Here is an 18,778-nt window from a genome sequence, read left to right as displayed (position 1 = left end):
CAACCCCCGCTTCTTCCGCCCCCGCCCCAACTTCCCTATGCAGTCCCCATGCCCCCTCGCGACACCACCGACGCCCAGCTCGCCGCCCAATACGAGGCCTTTCCCTACCCCGCGCGAGACCCGCGGGAGGAAGCGAAGCGCCTCATCATCGGCAGCCCCTCACACCTGCGCGAGATCGATCACTGGATCTTCGGCGCCCGCCGCCCGGCCTCCCAGCCACTCAACGCCCTCATGGCCGGCGGCGGCTCCGGCGACGGCACCATCATGCTCGCCCAGCAGATGACGACGCTGAACCGCCCCGGCCGCGTCACCTGGCTCGACCGCTCCACCGAAGCCCGCCGAATCGCCGAAGCCCGCGCCAGGACCCGCGGCCTGACCAACATCACCTTCGAGGAAGGCTCCCTCCTCGACCTGCCCCGCTCCGGCCTCGGCCCCTTCGACTACATCGATTGCTGCGGCGTCCTGCACCATCTCCCGAACCCCGACGAAGGCCTGGCCGCACTCGCCTCCGTCCTCGCCCCCGGCGGCGGCATCGGCATCATGGTCTACGCCCCCCACGGCCGCACCGGCGTCTACATGCTGCAGGAGGCACTCCGCCTCCTCGCCCCCACCGACGAACCCCCGGCCACCCGCGTCGAGACCGGCAAGCGCGTCTGGAAGCAACTGCCCGAGACCGCCTGGCTGAAACGCAACCCCTGGATCGACGACCACCTGAAGGGCGGCGATTCCGGCTTCTACGACCTGCTGCTGAACCCCCGCGACCGCGCCTACACCATCCCCCAGCTCGCGGCCCTGGTCGCCGGCGCCGGCCTCCGCATCGCCTGCCTGGTGGAGCCGCTGCGCTACAACCCCGACACCTGGCTGACCGACCCGAAGCTCCGCGCCCGCACCGCGGGGCTGGACCCCATCGCCCGCGCCGCCCTGGCCGAGGCGCTCTGCGGCAACATGGGCATCCACATCGCCTACCTCACCCGCGACGAAGCCCCGAAAGCCGACTGGGCCGACGACGCCGCCATCCCCGTGCTCCGCGAACTCGACGGCCCCGCCATGGCCCGCGCCCTGCGCCCGGACGGCCTCCTCCCCGTCACCTTCGACAGCCTCCGCGTCCAGATCCCCCTCCCCCGCCTGGCCGCAGCCCTCCTCACCCGCATCGACGGCCGCACCCCCTGGTCCGAGATTGTCTCGAGTATCCCCGCCCCCGCCGACCAGATCACCCGCGACCGCGCCGCCCTCGTCGCCGCCCTCGAACCCCTCAACCGCCTCCTCCTCGCCGCGCCTTAACTCCCTCCCCCGTGCTTACGGGGGAGGGTCGGGGTGGGGGATCGCGCAACCTCCGCCAACCCCAGCCACCATCAGCCTTGAGAGGGCTTCGCCCCCTCAAACTCCCCCAGCAAGGGCCAGCGGGCCCTTGCAACCCAGGTATGGGAGCCCGCCCCTCAATCCGCGCCAGGCTGCGACGCCAACAGCAGCCGACGCCGCACCGATTGCAGGAAACCGTCGAAGGTGAAGCAGGAAAAACTGAAAGCGCCGAGCGACGTGTGCTTCGCCCGCCACCGCAACCGCGCCAGATCATCCCGCGTCAGATCGGCATCCCGCCCGATCACCAGCAACAGCTTGATCGACGGATTGGCATCCCCGAACACCCGCCGGAACGCATCGCTGCCCTGCCCCTCGGCCGAAATCCGCCAGGCCCAGTCCACCAACTGGGAGAACCCATGCTCGAACCGCGGCGACCAGCGCTTCACGGTCTTGCCCACGGGCAGGGCGCCGAAGATGCTGCGCTCCTGCGCATCCTCGAACTCCACCAGCGTATACGCATTCGCCTCGCTGTCCCCCGCCGCGACATCGCAGGCGAAATCGCCGAACAGGTCGAGCTCCTGCGCCACCCGGTCCGGCAACTCCACATCATTGTTGGCAAAGCCGAGCGCGGCCGACAGATTCGGCCGGGCCTTGAAGAAGGGGATCACCATGTCCCGCTCCTTCAGCCGAGCCTCCGCCGCCAGCAGCGCCTCCAACGCATCCAGGTCCCCGGCCAGCACGGCCGGGTCCAGCCGCAACGGCGCGAAGGTCTTCACCCCGCCGCGGTCTGCGGCATCGCCGCCCGCCGCAACCCATCGATCTGACTGCGCCGGACCACATCCACCACCGTGATCACCGCGCCACGCCGCCGCAACAACACGCGCAGATCACCACCCACCCGCAACTGGAACAGGTCCGGCCGCTCCCCCTTTACCGGCGCCAGCCGCCCGCCGAGCAGCCCATCCCACGCACCCGGCAACCCCTCCAGCGCATGCAACACCTGCGCCCGCGCCGCATGGGGCAACTGGTCGAGGTAGGATTCGGCGGTGAAACTCCATTCAACCGGCATGGCACGACGGCTCCTGCGGGGTCGGGTCCTGGAAGATAGTAGGGTGCGGCAAGGCCACTTTGCCAGCGATGAACGCGGGGACGGAGCCCGCTGCGAGTCGCCTTGAGAGGGCTTCGCCCCCTCAAACTCCCCCAGCAAGGGCCAGCGGGCCCTTGCAACACAGGTATCGGTCTCGCTTGATGTGCATATGCGCAGGCACGCTCAAATAAATCACGATATACAAGCTAATCATAGCTATGTAGTCGTCGCCGCAAGCATACCCTACCGCTGGCGGCAAGACGACCGGCTGTGTGCTCTAAATCATGTTGCTCATGCTTTTCCACTATGGCAAAGTCGGAACTGAGTTGAGCGTAGCAGCCTTCGGATAACAACGAGGAATATGATTAATCTACCTGATGCAGCTTTGGGAGCAATCGGAGCAGCGGCTATCGCCGGGACTATAACTTTTATTGGTCTAATTATCAGCAAAGAGCAGAAAATATCCGATTTTCGACAGACTTGGATTGACGCCCTACGAGCCGATATGGCAATATTTCTGACTCACATAAACGCTATCCATGACGCAATGAATGCCAAATATTCTGATGATTCCAAAAAAATCGAGACACTGAGGTCGCTTTACGTCGCATTAAACACAGCTAATTTTAATATTCTTCTGCGCATCGCTCCAAAAGATCGCCTCTCGCGCAACTTATTGTCGGTCATGGAAGGCTTCAATCTCATAGCGCGGGATGAGAATTTGTTTACCGTTCAGAATATCAGACATTTCGAAGCCCAGCTACTTTCCGCGTGTCATGAACTGCTCGGCGCAGAGTGGGCGCGCGTGAAAGCAGGCGAGACGACATTTCGCGCAGCAAAAATTGCCGCAGCAATTCTAATCCTGGGGTCCGCCATTCTCGCAGTCTACGCCGCAAGCACATCGAAAGGCGAACGCCCGGCTGCCCGCCCCAGGGAGGCACTAACTTTACAGTCGACAGACTGTTGCTATATCGATACTGTAGCGTCTGGAAGATACCAGCATCTTCAGTGGAGCGCGAAGAGCAGTGGTTGAAGTAGCAGATTTTCAGCTAAAGCTTAGTGGCGACACTTCAGATAGGCACGAGTTTCAGGGATACGACGGCTACACCGCCCTAGCCGGCTTTGCGTGGGCGCTCGCCCTTGCGGCTCATTTCGCTGACACCGGCACTGTTAGGCAGCGAGGCGATTTTACAGGCCGACAAGCGGTTCGCGCGAATATTCCGAAACCAGGAAGCATTATCGCCGACTTCAGCGTCGTTTTGCTTAACGACCCAATCGCAACCTTCAACTATGGGACGGCGCTTGCAGGCGTCAGCAGTTCTGTTTTCTTGACAGACTTGGTCAAGCGGTTGTTTGACCGTAATCTTGGACGCACAAGCACGCCAACAACGCCTCTCTTGCAGGCACTTATAGAAAAGAGAGAGGGGGACGTTGAGGCGCTAACAGCAAAGGTTGAGCCAGCAATAAAACAGACGCACAGAGTGATTGATAATGGCGCAGCCAAGATCAGCGTGCTTGGCGGCTATAACATGATTGCGAATTTGGACAGAGCCACCAAAGACTATGTAAACAGCAATTATCAGGACAATGCTATAAAGCAGAAAGATTTTAGCGTCGCATCATTTAACGCCAACTCGGGCTACGGATCGGTGTTTGATTTCGATCTAGGGAGGACGGTAGCGTTTAGCATGAGCTCTCGTGCTCTCGCCGATTACGGTGGAGTATTCAGCTGGGGTCTTGACCAGTATGCCAACAGAACGAATAGGCGAATAAACATTCAATACACACGAATATTAGCGATGGACGAGACCCCGAAACGCTATATCGTGCTCAACGCTCAAAAAGTTGATCAATAGCTGAAAACCGGAGCGACCGCGGTAGTGCAGCGGCAAGCGAAAATCGCTTGTGTTTCGGTAAATATTCCTATATCCTCCCCCGCCTCCCCTCCCCCGGCGAGGCCCTCCCCCCATGCCCACCCCACCCCTCACCTTCCCCCTCCACCGCACCACCCCCCGTCCCTTCTCCCCCCTCACCGACGCCGAATGGGCCGCCCTCGCCCCCCTCATCGCCCGCACGGACCCCCGCGGCCGCCCGGCGCAACGCACCCGCCGCACCATGGACGCCATCTTCTGGGTCGCCTGTTCCGCCGGCCCCTGGCGCGCTCTCCCCGCCGAATACGGCCCCGCCAATTCCGCCCATCGCCTGCTCGCCCGCCTGGCGCATAGCGGCGCGCTGGATCGCCTGCTGCTCGCCGCCTCCCGCCACCCCATGGCCTTCGCATCCGTCAAAAGCCTGGAATGGAGGATCGTCCGAGCCTGGCGGCGCGCTGCCCGCCTCCTGCCCGCCGCCAGCATGGCGCTGGTGCGCCGCCTCGGGATGGTCTCCGCCATGCCGGCCCCCTCCTGGTGCCTCCCCTATCCGGAGCTGGAGCCCCTGCTCCTCCGGGTCGTCAGGAATTTATTCAGAAGCCCGGATCGCCCCCGGCCGAGCCATTCGCAGCTGGACTGGCTCTCCCGCTTCCACCGCCTCATCGCCGGAAGGCCGAAACTGTTCAGAACGACAGAACCCCCGGGCCTCGCGGCGCCGGGGGTTCGGTAGATGCTCAACCCGGGGAATTTGTCCAAAAGGGCCGCGGATGGCGCCCTCAATCCCCTAAAACCACTAAAGGACCTAAAAAGCTCAGGTCTCCTCTTCGCGGTCCGTCTCGACCTCAAGCTCCTCGCCGATCGCCTCGGCGTCGTCTTCCAGCTCGTCCGCGTCCTCGATCGCCTCGGCGTCGTCATCCGCCTCGACCTCGACACCCTCTTCGGCGTCAACCTCCGCCACCACGGCCCGCTTCTTCAGCCGCTCATCCGCAACCTGGGAGGCACGCTTCAGCCGCGGCTGCTCCGCCGGCTGTTCCGTCCCGCACTTCGGGCACACCGCCGGCGCCCGGGTCAGGTCGTAGAACTTCGTGCCGCAGGCGACGCAGACGCGCTTCAATCCGAGTTCAGGCTTCGCCATGGGGAACATCAGCCTCGTGTCAGGCCCGGGCCTCGCACCTTCAACAGGGCGCGGCCGGGGCGGAGGGGTGGGCGGAAACGGTGCGCGCGATTGCCACTTCGCGCCCTGCATGTCAAACGCCTTGCCATGCAGGAACTCGCGCCCAGCGCCCACCAGGCCCCCATCGCCCGGCCCTTGAGGGCTGCCGCGCCCTCATCCCCGCTGCGCGGCACCGTCACCGTGCCCGGCGACAAGTCGATCAGCCACCGCGCCCTGATGTTCGGCGCCCTGGCCGTCGGCACCACCGACATCACGGGACTGCTGGAGGGTGAGGACGTCCTCCGCACCGCCGCCGCCATGCGGGCGCTGGGCGCCACGGTCGACAATCTCGGCCAGGGTCACTGGCGCGTCGCCGGCCGCGGCATCGGCGGCCTGGTGGAGCCCGCCGATGTGCTGGACATGGGCAACAGCGGCACCGCCGCCCGCCTGCTCTGCGGCCTGCTCGCCGGCCATCCCATCTTCGCGGTGATGACGGGCGATGCGTCGCTCCGGAAGCGCCCCATGAAGAGGGTGACGGACCCCCTCTCCGCCACCGGCGCCCGCTTCACCACCCGCGCCGGCGGCCGCCTGCCGCTCGCCGTCGAAGGCGCGGCCGATCCGCTCTCCCTTGACTATGTGGTCCCCGTCCCCTCCGCCCAGGTGAAGTCCGCCTGCCTCCTCGCCGGCCTCTGCGCCCGCGGCGTGACCCGCGTCGTGGAGGCCGAGGCCACCCGCGACCACACGGAAAACATGCTCCGCCACTTCGGCGCCGTCGTGGACGTCCAGGTCGAAGGCCATGGCCGCGTGATCGAACTGCTCGGCCAGCCCGAACTCTTCGCCGCCCCCGTGGTCGTCCCCGGCGATCCCTCCTCCGCCGCCTTCCCCGCCATCGCCGCCCTGCTGGTCCCGGGGTCGGAGGTGACGATCCAGGGCGTCGGCATGAACCCGCTCCGCGCCGGCATCTTCCTGACGCTCCAGGAAATGGGCGCCGACATCACGGAAACCAACCGCCGGATCGAGGGTGGCGAGCCCGTCGCCGACCTCGTCATCCGCGCCTCCGCGCTGCGCGGCGTCGATGTGCCCGCACTCCGCGCACCCTCGATGATCGACGAATACCCGGTCCTCTCCGTCGCCGCCGCCATCGCCTCCGGCACCACCCGCATGCGCGGGCTGAAGGAGCTGCGCGTGAAGGAAAGCGACCGCCTGGCCGCCACCGCCGCGATGCTGGTGGCCAATGGCGCGCGGGTGGAGGTGGATGGCGATGACCTCATCGTCCATGGCGCCGGCGGCCCGATCGAGGGCGGCGGCCTGGTGGAAACCCACATGGACCACCGCATCGCCATGTCGGCGCTGGTCATGGGCCTGGCCTCGAAGCGCGGCGTGACGGCGGACGACGCCGCCTTCATCGAGACCTCCTTCCCCGGTTTCGCCAGCCTGATCAATGGCTTGGCGGGCGCGGAACCCATCGCCGCGCCATGAATGCCCGCCCGCTCGTCATCGCCGTCGATGGCCCCGCCGCTGCCGGCAAGGGCACCCTCGCGCGGCGCCTGGCGGCGGCGCTCGACCTTCCCTACCTCGACACCGGCCTGCTCTACCGCGCGGTCGGCCGCCGCGTGCTGGACCGCGGGCTGGACCCGCGTGACGTCGTGGTGGCGGAGGCCGAGGCCAGGGCCATGACGGCCGAGGACCTGGCCCGCACCGATCTCCGCGGCCCCGCCGCCGACATGGCCGCCAGCGCCGTCGCCGCCATCCCCGCCGTCCGCGCCGCGCTGCTGGACTGGCAGCGGGAGTTCGGCCGCCGCCATGGCGCCGTGATGGATGGCCGGGACATCGGCACCGTCGTCTTCCCCGACGCCCCCATCAAGCTCTTCGTCACCGCTGGCGCCAAGGAACGTGCCCGCCGCCGATGGGCGGAGCTGCAGGCCCGCGGCGTCGCCGCGGACCTCGACCAGGTGGAGGCCGAGCTCCGCGCCCGCGACGCCCAGGATGCCGGCCGCAGCGTCGCCCCCATGAAGCCGGCCGAGGACGCCACCGTGCTCGACACCACCGCGCTGGACGCGGAGGCCGCCTACGCCGCCGCGCTCCGCCTGGTCCGCGCCCGGATGGCGACGGCCTGATACCGCGCTGCACAAGGGATTCACCCTTGACTCGCCTAAGCCCCGGGGCGTAGGCGATGCCTGAACCGCGCCGCCCTCTCGGGGACACCGCGGTGCCCATGCCATCGCGGAAGGGGAGCCAGGGGGAGCGCCAGTCGCGCCCGCTGTTCACCGCATTGGCCGGGGCCGGCATCGGCGGACCGTCATCCCGTCATCAGACTGTGGGCCGCGCGGATCCAGGGGACCGATGCCGGCCAGGTCGTGCCCGTGGCGGCTAGCCGCGGGGGCGCACACCCCATGCCCCGCCTCGCGGGGCATCGACCGGGAAACATCTGCTACATGGCAACCGCCAACACCCTCGCCACCGATCCCGGCGAGGACTTCGCCGCCCTCCTCGACGCGACGCTGGGCGAGAACTCTTCCTTCCACGGCTCCGTCATCACCGGGAAGGTCATCCGCGTCGACGATGACTTCGCCGTGGTCGATGTCGGCCTGAAGTCGGAAGGCCGCGTCCCCCTCAAGGAGTTCGCCCCCCAGGGTGCGAAGCCCGAGGTCAAGGTCGGCGACGTCATCGAGCTCTTCGTGGAGCGCTACGAGGACCGCGACGGCTCCATCATCCTGTCGCGTGAGAAGGCGCGGCGCGAGGAAGCCTGGACGAACCTGGAGAAGTCCTTCACCGCGCAGCAGCGCGTGAACGGCGTGATCTTCGGCCGCGTGAAGGGTGGCTTCACCGTCGATCTCGGCGGCGCGGTCGCCTTCCTCCCCGGCAGCCAGGTCGACATCCGTCCGGTGCGCGACGTGACGCCCCTGATGGGCAGCCCGCAGCCGTTCCAGATTCTCAAGATGGACCGCGCCCGCGGCAACATCGTCGTCAGCCGCCGTGCGGTGCTGGAGGAGACGCGCGCCGAGCAGCGCAGCGAGCTCATCCAGGGCCTCAAGGAAGGCATGGTGCTCGACGGCGTGGTCAAGAACATCACCGATTACGGTGCGTTCGTGGACCTCGGCGGCGTGGACGGCCTGCTGCATGTCACCGACATCGCCTGGCGCCGCATCAACCACCCGAGCGAGGCCCTGACCATCGGCCAGGCCGTGAAGGTGCAGGTCATCCGCTTCAACCCGGAGACGCAGCGCATCAGCCTCGGCATGAAGCAGCTGATGGCCGATCCCTGGGATGGCGTGGCGATCAAGTACCCGGTCAACGGCAAGTTCTCCGGCCGCGTGACCAACATCACGGACTACGGCGCCTTCGTGGAGCTGGAGCCTGGTGTCGAGGGTCTCGTGCATGTCAGCGAGATGTCCTGGACCAAGAAGAACGTGCACCCCGGCAAGATCGTCGCCACTTCGCAGGAAGTGGACGTCATGATCCTGGACGTGGACGGCCCGAAGCGCCGCATCTCGCTCGGCCTCAAGCAGGCCCAGGGCAACCCGTGGGAGCTGTTCGCCGAGGCCAACCCGCCCGGCACGGTGATCGAGGGCGAGATCCGCAACATCACCGAGTTCGGCCTCTTCGTCGGCCTCGGCCCGGATCTGGACGGCATGGTGCACATGTCCGACCTGAGCTGGGATGTCCCTGGCGAGCAGGCGATGACCGCCTTCCGCAAGGGCGACAACGTCAAGGCGAAGGTGCTGGACGTTGACGTGGAGAAGGAGCGCATCTCCCTCGGCGTCAAGCAGCTCCAGGCCGACCCGGCCGCGGAAGTGCTGGACCGGATCCGCAAGGGCGATGTCGTCACCTGCATCGTGACGAAGATCGAGCCGAACGGCATCGAGGTGAAGGTCGACGAGGTCCTGACGGGCTTCATCCGCCGCGCCGAACTGGCCCGCGACCGTGGCGACCAGCGCCCCGACCGTTTCGCCGTGGGCGAGAAGGTCGATGCGAAGATCACCGCCGTGGACCGCGCCGGCCGCCGCCTGGCCCTGACCATCAAGGGCAAGGAAGTGGAGGAGGAGCGCGAGGCCATGAAGGAGTTCGGCTCCACCGACAGCGGCGCCTCGCTGGGCGACATCCTGGGCGCGGCCATCCGCCGCCGCAACCAGAGCTCGACCGACGAGTAACCAGCCCATGCCCGATGCGGGCGAGATCGCCCGCATCGAGCGTGACCACTGCCTGGACCATCCGGCAGAAGCGGCCGACCTGGCCATCGTCTTCGGCAACCGCATCGCGGTTGCCGGGATGGCCCAGGCGGCCGCTTCGCTTTTTCTCAAGTGCCACGCCCCTCGCATCCTCGTCACAGGCGGCGCCACACCCGGCGGCCCTGACACGGAAGCCACGGTGATCGCGGACGCCATCGTGGCCTTCGGCGTGCCGAGCGACGCGCTGATCCTCGAACACCGGGCGACCCATACCGGGGAGAACGTCACCCTTTCCCTCCCCCTGATCGCCGCCGCCGGCCTGCTCTCCGCGCGGCGCGTCTTCTGCATCGGCCTGTTCTGCACCGGCCGCCGCTACGCCATGACGCTGCACCGCCACTGGCCGGCGCCGGAGAAGCGCTGCCGCGCCGTGGAGTACGGCCCCGTCCGCCGCGGCGCCTGGCACCTCGATGCCCGCGCGTGCGACCGTGTGCTGGGGGAGGTCGCGAAAGTCCCGCGATACCTGGCGGCAGGCCACATTGCGGAGTGGCCGTCGCTGCCCGCCGGCCCTATCTGACAGCCATGCCCCTCGATGCCGACCTTCTCCTCGACCGCCGGCGCCTGAAGCGCCGCCTCTCCCTCTGGCGCGCCCTCGCGGTGATGGCCGTCGCGGCGGCGGCGGTGTTCCTCACCTGGCAGCCGGATGTCCGCGCCGCGATCACCGGCAGCAGCGGCCCGCACCTCGCCCGCCTGAGCCTCCAGGGCTTCATCGGCGACGACCGCAAGCTGCTGGAGGCGCTGGAACGCGCGCGGCGCGATGCCTCCGTCCGCGGCGTGATCCTGGCGGTCGACAGCCCAGGCGGCAGCGTGGCCGGGGGAGAGGGCCTGCACCGCGCCCTGACCCGCTTCGCCGCCGACAAGCCGGTGGTCGCCGTCCTGGGCGGCACCGCGGCCTCCGCCGGCTACATGGTCGCGATGCCCGCCGGCCGAATCTTCGCGCGGGAGGCGACCGTCACCGGCTCCATCGGCGTCATCCTGCAGAACTTCGAGGCGACGGAGCTGATGGCGCGCCTCGGCGTGCGGGCGGAGACGGTGGCCTCCGGCGTCTTCAAGGACCAGCCGAGCCCCTTCCGCCCGCTGACGGAGGAAGGCCGCGCCGAGCTCAACCGCGTGGTGATGGACCTCTACGACCAGTTCGTCGACATGGTCGCGACGGGGCGGCGGATGGAGGTCGCGCAGGTCCGCGCCCTGGCCGATGGCCGCATCTTCACCGGCCGCCAGGCGCTCTCCCTCGGCCTCATCGACGCGATCGGGGGGGAGCCCGAGGCCCGCGAATGGCTGGCCGCGACCCACGCGATTCCCGCCACCCTGCCCGTCCGGGACGTCGAGACGCGGTCCTTCACCGAACGCACCTTCGGCGCCGTCTTCGGGGCCTTCACGAAAGGCCTTGTGAATGAATGGCTTGGCGTTGACCGCGTGCGCGCGCTTTGGCAGCCTTGAGCGCAACGAGGGAGAAGGCTGCAGGGTTGCCATGACCCGGTCCGAACTGATCACCCACCTGGCGGCGGCGAACCCGCATCTCCGCCAGCCCGACGTCGAGCTGATCGTCACCACGATCTTCGACGAGATCATCACCGCGCTCGCGCGCGGCGATCGCGTGGAACTGCGCGGCTTCGGCGCCTTCTCCACCAAGCGCCGAGACCCCCGTACCGGCCGCAACCCCCGCACCGGCACCGCCGTGGCGGTGGACGGCAAGGCCGTGCCCTACTTCAAGCCGGGCAAGGAGTTGCGGGAACGCGTGAATGGCGGCCCGCTGCAGGAACCCCCCCGCAAGATCCGCCCCGCCACCGCCAAGGCCTGAGACAAGGCATTCGCCCCGCGTTTCGATGCGCGCGGATTTTGTTCTTGATTTGTTCGATTGATAGGACTTAAGTCCGCGTCAGCTTCTCAGGAGGTGGCGGCATGGTCCTGTCTCAATCCGATCCGGCAAGCATCCCGCGCCCGGGCGCGGTCCCGGTGGCGCTGGCCCTGCTCGCCGCGCCCGGCAGCGCGCTGGCGCAGGCCGCGCCTCATGGCGGGAGCCTGGCGCCGGCACCCGTCGCGGCGGCCGGGGTGGTGCTCGTCCTGGTCCTGTTCCTGGCGGGGTCCTGGGTGATGCTGCGCCGCCTGGCGCGGGAGATGCAGGCGCGGGCGGGCAGCGTGGCGGAGGCGGAGCGCCCGCGCCTGACCGGACGCCTGATGGACCTGCCGCTTGGCGTGCCGGAGGGGTCGATCCGCGCCCTGCTGTCGATCTTCATCATCGTGCTCGGCTTCCTGATGCTGGCCCTCAAGGGCCCGCTCGGCCTGGATGCGGGGGAGGCCGTGACGGGCTTCATCGGCGCCGTCATCTCCTTCTACTTCGCGGCCCGCAGCGGGGAGCAGGCGCGGCAGGCGGCGGAGACGGCGGCGGATGCGGCGCGCGTGGCGGCCGGGGCGGCGGAGCGCGTGACCGGTGCGGCGGCCGAGGCGCCCGCCGCACCCCCCTCACCCCCGGAGCCGGGCGGGGACAGCCGACTGAGGGAGGTGCAGGGGCATCTCCAGTCGCTCCGCGCCGTGGTCTCGGCGGTCGGCACGCTGGGCGTCGGCAGCGGGGCGCTGGCGGGGGCGGATCGCGCGCTGGCGCGGGTGGACGGGCTGCTCGACCGCATCGCGCCGGTGCTGGGCGGCCGGGCGGATGCGGAGAGCCTCGGCAGGCTGGCCGAGGAAGCGGGCACGGTGCTGCGGGAGGTCGGCGACCTCGGCCCGGTCGGCACGGCCGTGGCGGATGCCATGGCGACGGTCGGCCGCGCGGCGGCGGAGAGCACGAAGCTGGCGGGCATGCTGGGCGGGCTGATGGGCGGTGCCGGGCCGGCCGGGCTTGTCGCCGCCGTGGTGGTGGGTGGCATCGGCCTGGTGCGGGACCGGGAGAGGTTCGCGCGCTGGAAGGCCGCCATGCTGGACACGCCGCTCGACCTCGGCCTGCTGCCGCCCGTGGTGGATGCCGGCCTGGCGGCCGCGGCGCTGCTGCGCTGCCCGCCCATGGCGCCGCTGGCGCGGCAGGGCGCGGTGGAGCCGGCGCTGGCGCTGGCGGTGTGGGAGGCCGTGGCCGGCACGCCGCCGGAAGCCCCGGATGCCCTGGCGGCGCGCATCCTGGCGGGCGGGGTGGGCGGGGACGGCGCCGCCGCGCTGCGGGCCGCCTTCGAGGGCCATGCGGAGGCGCTGGCCGATGCGATCGAGGATCTGCGCGCCGCCATGACCGGCGCGGCCGCGCTGGCCGGGCTGGACCTGCCCCGCGTGACGGTGGCCGGCGCCAGCATCCCGACCGCGGCCCTGGCCTCGGCCGTGCGCGAAGCACGCCAGGATGGCCGCGTGGCCGCCGAGATCGAGCGCCTGGTCTATATGACGGAGGCGCTGGGCCGCGCCGATCCGGCCACCCTGGCGCGGGTCTCAGCCCGGCTCGCCGACCCCGCCTTCGTGGAGGGCGCGGCCCGGGACGCGGCGGCGCGGACCCCGCCGCCCCCCGCCGGCCTGGAAGGGGGGAGCGGCTGAGATGCGCGCGATCATCCTTCCTGTCCTCCTCCTCACCGCCTGCGCGCCGGAGGTGGCGCGGGAGGCCGTGACGCTGGCCGGCGCGGTGCGGCGGGACCCCGCGGTGGCCCAGGCCATGGCCGACCGGCCCTTCGATTGCGCGGTGCGGGACCGCGCCTGCGCCACGCTCTGGCTGGCCCGCGGCGCCGCCTGCGCGCGGCAGGAGCGGATGGATTGCGCCATCGCGGCCTTCCGGGAGGCCGATGCGCTGACCCCCGCCGACGCCCCGGCGGCGGAGCGGGCGGAAGCCGCCCTGCGCCTGGCCGATGCGCTGGAACGCCGGCGGGATCGCGCGGTGGCGGCCGCGCGGCGCGCCGACAATGACGCGATCCTGGCAGCGCTGGCGCCGCTGCCCGCCGGGCCGGCGGCGCATTACCGCGCCGGGGTCGGGCTGAACCGGGTGCTGGCCGGGGATGTCCCGCCGGCGGGGCGCTGCGGCGCGCTGGCGGCGGTGGCGGCCGAGATCGCCGCCGCCTCCTCCGCCCCCGGCCTGCCGTCCCTCGATGACCGCGTCGCCCAGCGCCGCGCGGCCCTTGCCATGGCCCGTGCCGCCCAGAACCCGGGGTGCCCCTGATGTCCCAGACAATCGACTCGCCCGTCTCCGCCTTGGCGCCCACCTCGGCGCCGCCCTTGGCGCGGAGCTACTGGTTCACCCAGCCGATGATGCGGGGTGACGACGTGTTCCGCGCGCAGCGCCTGCTGAATGACCGCGCCGGGGCGGGGCTGAAGCCGGACGGGCTGTTCGGCGCGGCGACGCGCGATGCCGTGATGGCCTTCCAGCGCCGCCGCGGCCTGGCGGAGGATGGGGTGCTCGGCCCCGTCACCTGGGCGGCGCTGCAGGGGGACCGGCGGCTGGCGCTGCCGACGGGCCTCGGCGCCGTGCTGGACCCCGCGACGCTGGCGGCGCTCCGCACCCCCCATACCCGCTTTCCCGGCGGCGTCCTGTGGCGCCTGGTGCCGGGGGGGATCGAGGTGGATGGGGAACTGGCGAAGCCATCCCCGGCGGAGGCGGCGCTGGCGGCGCGGGTGCTGCGCGACCGCGCCGATGCCATCGCCACCGCCGCCGCCCGCTTCCCCGTGCCGGTGGAGCTGGTGGTGGCGACCATCTGCACGGAATCCGGCGGCCTGCCTGCCGCGCGACGGCTGGAGCCGGGCTGCGACCCGGTGGACCCCGCGCTGACGCCGCGGCGCGTCTCGGTCGGGCTGATGCAGACCCTGCTCTCCACGGCGCGGGAGGTGCTGGGGGATGAGGCGATCTCGCTGGCGGCGCTGGAGAACCCTTCCCTCTCCATCCGGGCGGGGATGGCGTTCATCTGGCGCCAGGCGGCGCGGACCCGCTTCGACCCGCCCCTGGTGGCGGCCGCCTATAATGCGGGGTCGCTGCGGTTCGAGGGTTCGGCCGGCAATCGCTGGAAGCTCTGCCAGTATCCCATCGGCACGGGCCGGCATCTGGACCGCTTCTGCCGCTATTTCACCGCGGCCAGCATGGCCCTGGCGGCGGACCCCACGGCGCTGCCCCCGCCGGGCGTGGCCTTCGGCGCCCTCGCATGACGGCCTTTGGAGGAGCGGAACCAGAACCCCGGCGGTCCAGGGTCGCCCTCGACCCTGGCGGGGGGTTCAGGGGGGCAGCGCCCCCCTGCGACGTCACGGCGCCGCGAAGTGCCGCAGTCGCCCGGCGATGACGCCGCCCACGGCCTCCGCCGCCACGCGGCGCGGGTAGCTGGCGCGGTGGACGATCCGGATGGTGCGGCCGGCGGGCGTGGACAGCGGTCGCAGAACCAGCCCCGCATCCTGCGCCACCCCGGCGGCGAGGCCCGGGATCAGCGTGGTCCCATAGCCCGCCGCCACCATGTTCAGCAGGGTTGAGAGGCTCGCCGCCCGCAGCGTGCCGCCCAGCGGTCCCCCCTGGCTGCCCCCGCCCGGCGCGCCGCAGGCCGCCAGCACCTGGTCCCGCAGGCAATGGCCATCCGACAGAACCAGCATGTCCCCGGCCAGTTCCGCCTCCGACACCGTATCGCGCCCGGCCAGGCGGTGGTCGGGGGGCAGGGCGGCCAGGAAGGGCTCCGTGAACAGCGCCAGGCCGGCCAGGTCCGGGCCATCCGCTTCCGTCGCCAGCAGCGCCGCGTCCAGGTCATGCGCGCGCAGGCGATCAAGCAGCGCGGCGGTCTGGTCCTCCCACGGCTCCACCGCCAGCGCCGGCAGCGCATCGCGCAGCGGGCCGAAGACCAGGGGCAGCAGGTAGGGCGCCAGCGTCGGTATGATGCCGAGGCGGAAGCGGCCGGCCAGCGGGTCCCGCAGGCTGCGCGCGACATCGAGGATGGTGTCGGCCTCCGCCACCGCGGTACGGACATGGCCGATCAGGCGTTCGCAGGCCGCGGTCGGTACCACGGATTTGCTCGCCCGCTCGAACAGCGTGACGCCGAGCAGCTCCTCCAGCTTGCGGAGCTGGACGGAGAGGGTGGGCTGGCTGATGCCGCAGGCCTCCGCGGCGCGGCCGAAATGGCCGTGCTCGGCGACGGCGAGGAGGTAGCGGAGGTCGCGGAGGTTCATCGGCTCGGGATCAGGGGATGGGCGTTCATCGCGTCAGGCGGGCTGACATTATAGTCATGATCTATCGAACCGGTAGAACCAATTCGCTTCCGTCTATCTCCCTGACAGCCTAGGCTGACGCAACGCCGCATGCCCGTCACCGGGCGTGGGGCTGTGGCACGGCCAGTAATGGAGAGAGAAGAATGGACGGACATGGTGGGACGGGTGCGGGCAAATGCCCCGTCATGCATGGCGCCGCGCATGGCGTGGCGAAGCATGCGACCTTCGGCGGCCGGTCGAACCGCGACTGGTGGCCCAATGCGCTGAACCTCAGGATCCTCCACCAGCACTCCGCCAAGTCCAGCCCGATGGGCCAGGGCTTCAGCTATGCGGAGGAGTTCAACAAGCTCGACATCGAGGCGCTGAAGCAGGACATCTTCGCGCTGATGAAGGTCTCCCAGCCCTGGTGGCCGGCAGACTACGGGCATTACGGGCCCTTCTTCATCCGCATGGCCTGGCACAGCGCCGGCACCTACCGCACGGGCGATGGCCGTGGCGGCGCCGGCAATGGCGCGCACCGCTTCGCGCCGGAGAACAGCTGGCCGGACAACGGCAACCTGGACAAGGCGCGGCGCCTGCTGTGGCCGATCAAGCAGAAATACGGCAACCGCATCTCCTGGGCCGACCTGTTCATCTTCGCGGGCAATTGCGCCATCGAGTCCATGGGCCTGAAGCCCTTCGGCTTCGCCGGCGGCCGCGCCGACATCTGGGAGCCGGAGGAGGACATCTACTGGGGCGCCGAGGACACCTGGCTGGGTGACAAGCGCTACAGCGGGGACCGCGAACTCGCCACGCCGCTGGCCGCCGTGCAGATGGGCCTGATCTACGTGAACCCGGAAGGCCCGAACGGCAACCCGGACCCGCTCGCCTCCGGCCGCGACATCCGCGAGACCTTCGCGCGCATGGCGATGAACGACGAGGAGACGGTGGCGCTGGTGGCCGGCGGCCACACCTTCGGCAAGGCGCATGGCGCCGGCCCGGCCGAGCATGTCGGGCGGGAGCCCGAGGGCGCGCCGATCGAGCAGATGGGCCTCGGCTGGATCAGCACCTGGAAGTCCGGCAAGGGCGGCGATGCCATCACGTCGGGCATCGAGGGCGCCTGGAAGCCCAACCCCACGACCTGGGACATGGGCTATTTCGACATGCTGCTGGGCCATGAGTGGGAGCTGCACAAGTCCCCGGCCGGCGCGCATCAGTGGCACCCGAAGGACCGTGCCGCCTGGACGCTGGTGGAGGACGCGCATGACCCGTCCAAGCGCCACCCGCCGATGATGACGACGGCCGACATGGCGATGAAGCTCGACCCGATCTACGGGCCGATCTCCAAGCGCTTCCATGAGAACCCGGAGCAGTTCGCCGACGCCTTCGCGCGCGCCTGGTTCAAGCTGACGCATCGCGACATGGGGCCGAAGGTCCGCTACCTCGGCCCGCTCGTCCCCGCCGAGGACCTGATCTGGCAGGACCCGGTGCCGGCGGTGACGCATGCGCTGGTGGATGCCGGCGACATCGCGACGCTGAAGGCGCAGATCCTGGCCTCCGGGCTGTCGATCTCCCAGCTGGTGACGACCGCCTGGGCCTCCGCCAGCACCTATCGCGGGTCGGACAAGCGGGGCGGCGCCAATGGCGCGCGCATCCGGCTGGCCCCGCAGAAGGACTGGGCGGTGAACCAGCCGGCGGAACTCAGCGTGGTGCTGGGCAAGCTGGAGGGCATCCAGAAGGCATTCAACGCCAGCGCGGGCGGCGGCAAGCAGGTTTCGCTGGCCGACCTGATCGTGCTGGGCGGCGGCGCGGCGATCGAGGAAGCGGCGCGGCGCGCCGGCCTCGGCATCACGGTGCCCTTCGCGCCGGGTCGCGCCGACGCGACGCAGGAGCAGACGGATGTCGAGAGCTTCGCGGTGCTGGAGCCGGAAGCCGATGGCTTCCGCAACTACCTGAAGACCGCCTTCGCCCTGCCGGCGGAGGAGCTTCTGGTGGACAAGTCCCAGCTGCTGGGGCTGACGGCGCCGGAGATGACGGTGCTGGTCGGCGGGCTGCGGGTGCTCGGCACCAATGTCGGGCCGAACAGCCACGGCGTCTTCACCAAGCGCGCCGGCACGCTGACGAACGACTTCTTCGTCAACCTGCTCGACATGGGGACGGCCTGGACGCCGACCTCGGAAGCCGCGCAGACCTTCGAGGGGCGTGACCGCGCCACCGGCCAGGTGAAGTGGACGGCGACGCGGGTGGACCTCGTGTTCGGCTCCAACTCCCAGCTGCGGGCGATCGCGGAAGTGTATGGCCAGGCCGATGGCCAGCAGCGCTTCGCGGAGGATTTCGTCGCCGCCTGGACGAAGGTGATGAACGCGGACCGCTTCGACCTCGCCTGAGGTCGAGGCGGGGGGCGGCGCGCCGGCAGGCGGGCCGCCCCCCTTTTCACGACGTGCCTGCAAGCCATCAAGGCGACGATACCGGGGAGGAGGACCGCCATGGGGCGCGCGGTGGACGCCGTGCTGCGGGATGCGCTGCGCCATGCCGGCCTGCCGGCCCAGGGGCCGCTGGCGCGGCTGCTGGCGCTGCTGCGGGCGACGCCGGAGACGCATCTGACGCTCGGCGAGATCACCCGCCTGGCCGCGGCGGAGGGCCTGGCCGCCAAGGAACCCGACATCGCCCGCCACCTCGACATGCTGGTGGAGCACGGGCTGCTCGGCCGCCTGCCCAGCACGGCGGCGGAGCCGGTCTTCGACACGGTGCCCGCGCCCCATTCGCATTTGCTGTATGAGGAGACGTCCCAGGTCGTGGACCTCGACGTCTCGGCGGAGACGCTGATCGCCATCCTCCGCCAGGCCCTCAAGGACCGGCCGGGGGAGGTGGACATCCTGGTGCGGTTCCGCAGACCGGGCGGGTAGCCACGGGGCTTGCACCCGCCCCCCTTCTGCCCCTACCTCCCCGTCGTGGACTGGCGGCGCGCTGCTTGGCGCGCCGAGCGCCCGGACGGGCGCCGCCGGCAGTCCGGCGAGCCTGCGCGCGGCAA

19 protein-coding genes are annotated in these 18,778 nt (G+C 70.1%); 15 read left to right on the top strand and 4 right to left on the bottom strand.

Translation table 11 applies throughout. The features are described 5' to 3' along the window. Nucleotides 1-48 precede the first annotated feature (48 nt). Nucleotides 49-1,281: a class I SAM-dependent methyltransferase gene (locus BM041_RS12210; RefSeq protein WP_092959727.1), complete on the top strand. Its 1,233-nt coding sequence runs from the start codon at nt 49-51 to the stop codon at nt 1,279-1,281. A gap of 155 nt (nt 1,282-1,436) precedes the next feature. Here the strand turns inward: BM041_RS12210 and BM041_RS12205 are convergent, their stop codons facing one another. Further along, nucleotides 1,437-2,075 (bottom strand): Shedu anti-phage system protein SduA domain-containing protein, encoded by a 639-nt coding sequence (locus BM041_RS12205; RefSeq protein WP_092959725.1) that lies wholly within the window; start codon nt 2,073-2,075, stop codon nt 1,437-1,439. Next, nucleotides 2,072-2,368, bottom strand: coding sequence for a hypothetical protein (locus BM041_RS12200; protein ID WP_092959723.1), 297 nt, complete (start codon nt 2,366-2,368; stop codon nt 2,072-2,074). The genes BM041_RS12205 and BM041_RS12200 overlap by 4 nt, the downstream gene beginning before the upstream one ends. A 379-nt stretch (nt 2,369-2,747) precedes the next feature. Here BM041_RS12200 and BM041_RS29975 point away from each other — a divergent pair, with 379 nt between their 5' ends. From BM041_RS29975 to BM041_RS12195, 3 genes are all read left to right on the top strand, one after another. After that, nucleotides 2,748-3,419, top strand: coding sequence for a hypothetical protein (locus BM041_RS29975; RefSeq protein ID WP_139226035.1), 672 nt, complete (start codon nt 2,748-2,750; stop codon nt 3,417-3,419). Next, on the top strand, nt 3,412-4,242 hold the full coding sequence (locus tag BM041_RS29970; RefSeq protein ID WP_139226034.1) for a DUF7946 domain-containing protein: 831 nt from the start codon (nt 3,412-3,414) through the stop codon (nt 4,240-4,242). The genes BM041_RS29975 and BM041_RS29970 overlap by 8 nt, the downstream gene beginning before the upstream one ends. Nucleotides 4,243-4,354: 112 nt before the next feature. Next, nucleotides 4,355-4,984, top strand: coding sequence for a transposase (locus tag BM041_RS12195; protein WP_092959721.1), 630 nt, complete (start codon nt 4,355-4,357; stop codon nt 4,982-4,984). Nucleotides 4,985-5,065: 81 nt separating this feature from the next. Here BM041_RS12195 and BM041_RS12190 read toward each other — a convergent pair whose 3' ends face one another. Then, nucleotides 5,066-5,389: a TIGR02300 family protein gene (locus BM041_RS12190; protein WP_092959886.1), complete on the bottom strand. Its 324-nt coding sequence runs from the start codon at nt 5,387-5,389 to the stop codon at nt 5,066-5,068. Between the two features lie 126 nt (nt 5,390-5,515). Here BM041_RS12190 and aroA point away from each other — a divergent pair, with 126 nt between their 5' ends. From aroA to BM041_RS12145, 9 genes are all read left to right on the top strand, one after another. Continuing rightward, nucleotides 5,516-6,886 (top strand): 3-phosphoshikimate 1-carboxyvinyltransferase, encoded by a 1,371-nt coding sequence (aroA, locus tag BM041_RS12185; protein WP_092959719.1) that lies wholly within the window; start codon nt 5,516-5,518, stop codon nt 6,884-6,886. Continuing rightward, nucleotides 6,883-7,524 (top strand): (d)CMP kinase, encoded by a 642-nt coding sequence (gene cmk / locus BM041_RS12180; RefSeq protein WP_092959717.1) that lies wholly within the window; start codon nt 6,883-6,885, stop codon nt 7,522-7,524. Before aroA ends, cmk begins: the two co-directional genes overlap by 4 nt. A 318-nt stretch (nt 7,525-7,842) precedes the next feature. After that, entirely contained in the window at nt 7,843-9,558 is a 1,716-nt protein-coding gene (rpsA, locus tag BM041_RS12175; protein ID WP_092959715.1) for a 30S ribosomal protein S1, read from the top strand. A gap of 7 nt (nt 9,559-9,565) precedes the next feature. Next, nucleotides 9,566-10,150 (top strand): YdcF family protein, encoded by a 585-nt coding sequence (locus BM041_RS12170; RefSeq protein ID WP_092959713.1) that lies wholly within the window; start codon nt 9,566-9,568, stop codon nt 10,148-10,150. A 5-nt stretch (nt 10,151-10,155) separates the two neighbouring features. Further along, nucleotides 10,156-11,073, top strand: a complete 918-nt coding sequence (gene sppA, locus BM041_RS12165) for a signal peptide peptidase SppA (RefSeq protein WP_092959884.1) — start codon at nt 10,156-10,158, stop codon at nt 11,071-11,073. Nucleotides 11,074-11,104: 31 nt separating this feature from the next. Further along, complete coding sequence (gene ihfB / locus BM041_RS12160) at nt 11,105-11,434, top strand: integration host factor subunit beta (protein ID WP_092959711.1); 330 nt, start codon at nt 11,105-11,107, stop codon at nt 11,432-11,434. A gap of 101 nt (nt 11,435-11,535) precedes the next feature. Then, nucleotides 11,536-13,140: a hypothetical protein gene (locus BM041_RS12155; RefSeq protein ID WP_092959709.1), complete on the top strand. Its 1,605-nt coding sequence runs from the start codon at nt 11,536-11,538 to the stop codon at nt 13,138-13,140. A gap of 1 nt (nt 13,141) precedes the next feature. Continuing rightward, entirely contained in the window at nt 13,142-13,753 is a 612-nt protein-coding gene (locus BM041_RS12150) for a hypothetical protein (protein ID WP_092959707.1), read from the top strand. Then, nucleotides 13,753-14,730 carry a peptidoglycan-binding protein gene (locus tag BM041_RS12145; protein WP_092959705.1) on the top strand — a complete coding sequence of 326 codons (978 nt, stop codon included), beginning with the start codon at nt 13,753-13,755 and terminating at the stop codon, nt 14,728-14,730. Before BM041_RS12150 ends, BM041_RS12145 begins: the two co-directional genes overlap by 1 nt. A gap of 93 nt (nt 14,731-14,823) precedes the next feature. Here BM041_RS12145 and BM041_RS12140 read toward each other — a convergent pair whose 3' ends face one another. Continuing rightward, nucleotides 14,824-15,729: a LysR substrate-binding domain-containing protein gene (locus BM041_RS12140; protein WP_092959703.1), complete on the bottom strand. Its 906-nt coding sequence runs from the start codon at nt 15,727-15,729 to the stop codon at nt 14,824-14,826. Nucleotides 15,730-15,911: 182 nt separating this feature from the next. On the opposite strand from BM041_RS12140, the gene katG reads away from it, so the two are divergent. Beyond that, nucleotides 15,912-18,134, top strand: coding sequence for a catalase/peroxidase HPI (gene katG, locus BM041_RS12135; RefSeq protein ID WP_092959701.1), 2,223 nt, complete (start codon nt 15,912-15,914; stop codon nt 18,132-18,134). A gap of 99 nt (nt 18,135-18,233) precedes the next feature. Beyond that, entirely contained in the window at nt 18,234-18,653 is a 420-nt protein-coding gene (locus BM041_RS12130; RefSeq protein ID WP_092959699.1) for a Fur family transcriptional regulator, read from the top strand. Nucleotides 18,654-18,778 lie beyond the last annotated feature (125 nt).

It is taken from the genome of Falsiroseomonas stagni DSM 19981 (assembly GCF_900114315.1).
Taxonomy (GTDB): domain Bacteria; phylum Pseudomonadota; class Alphaproteobacteria; order Acetobacterales; family Acetobacteraceae; genus Falsiroseomonas; species Falsiroseomonas stagni.
Note: the sequence above shows the minus strand (reverse complement) of the source record. Positions and strands in the feature narration are given on the sequence as shown.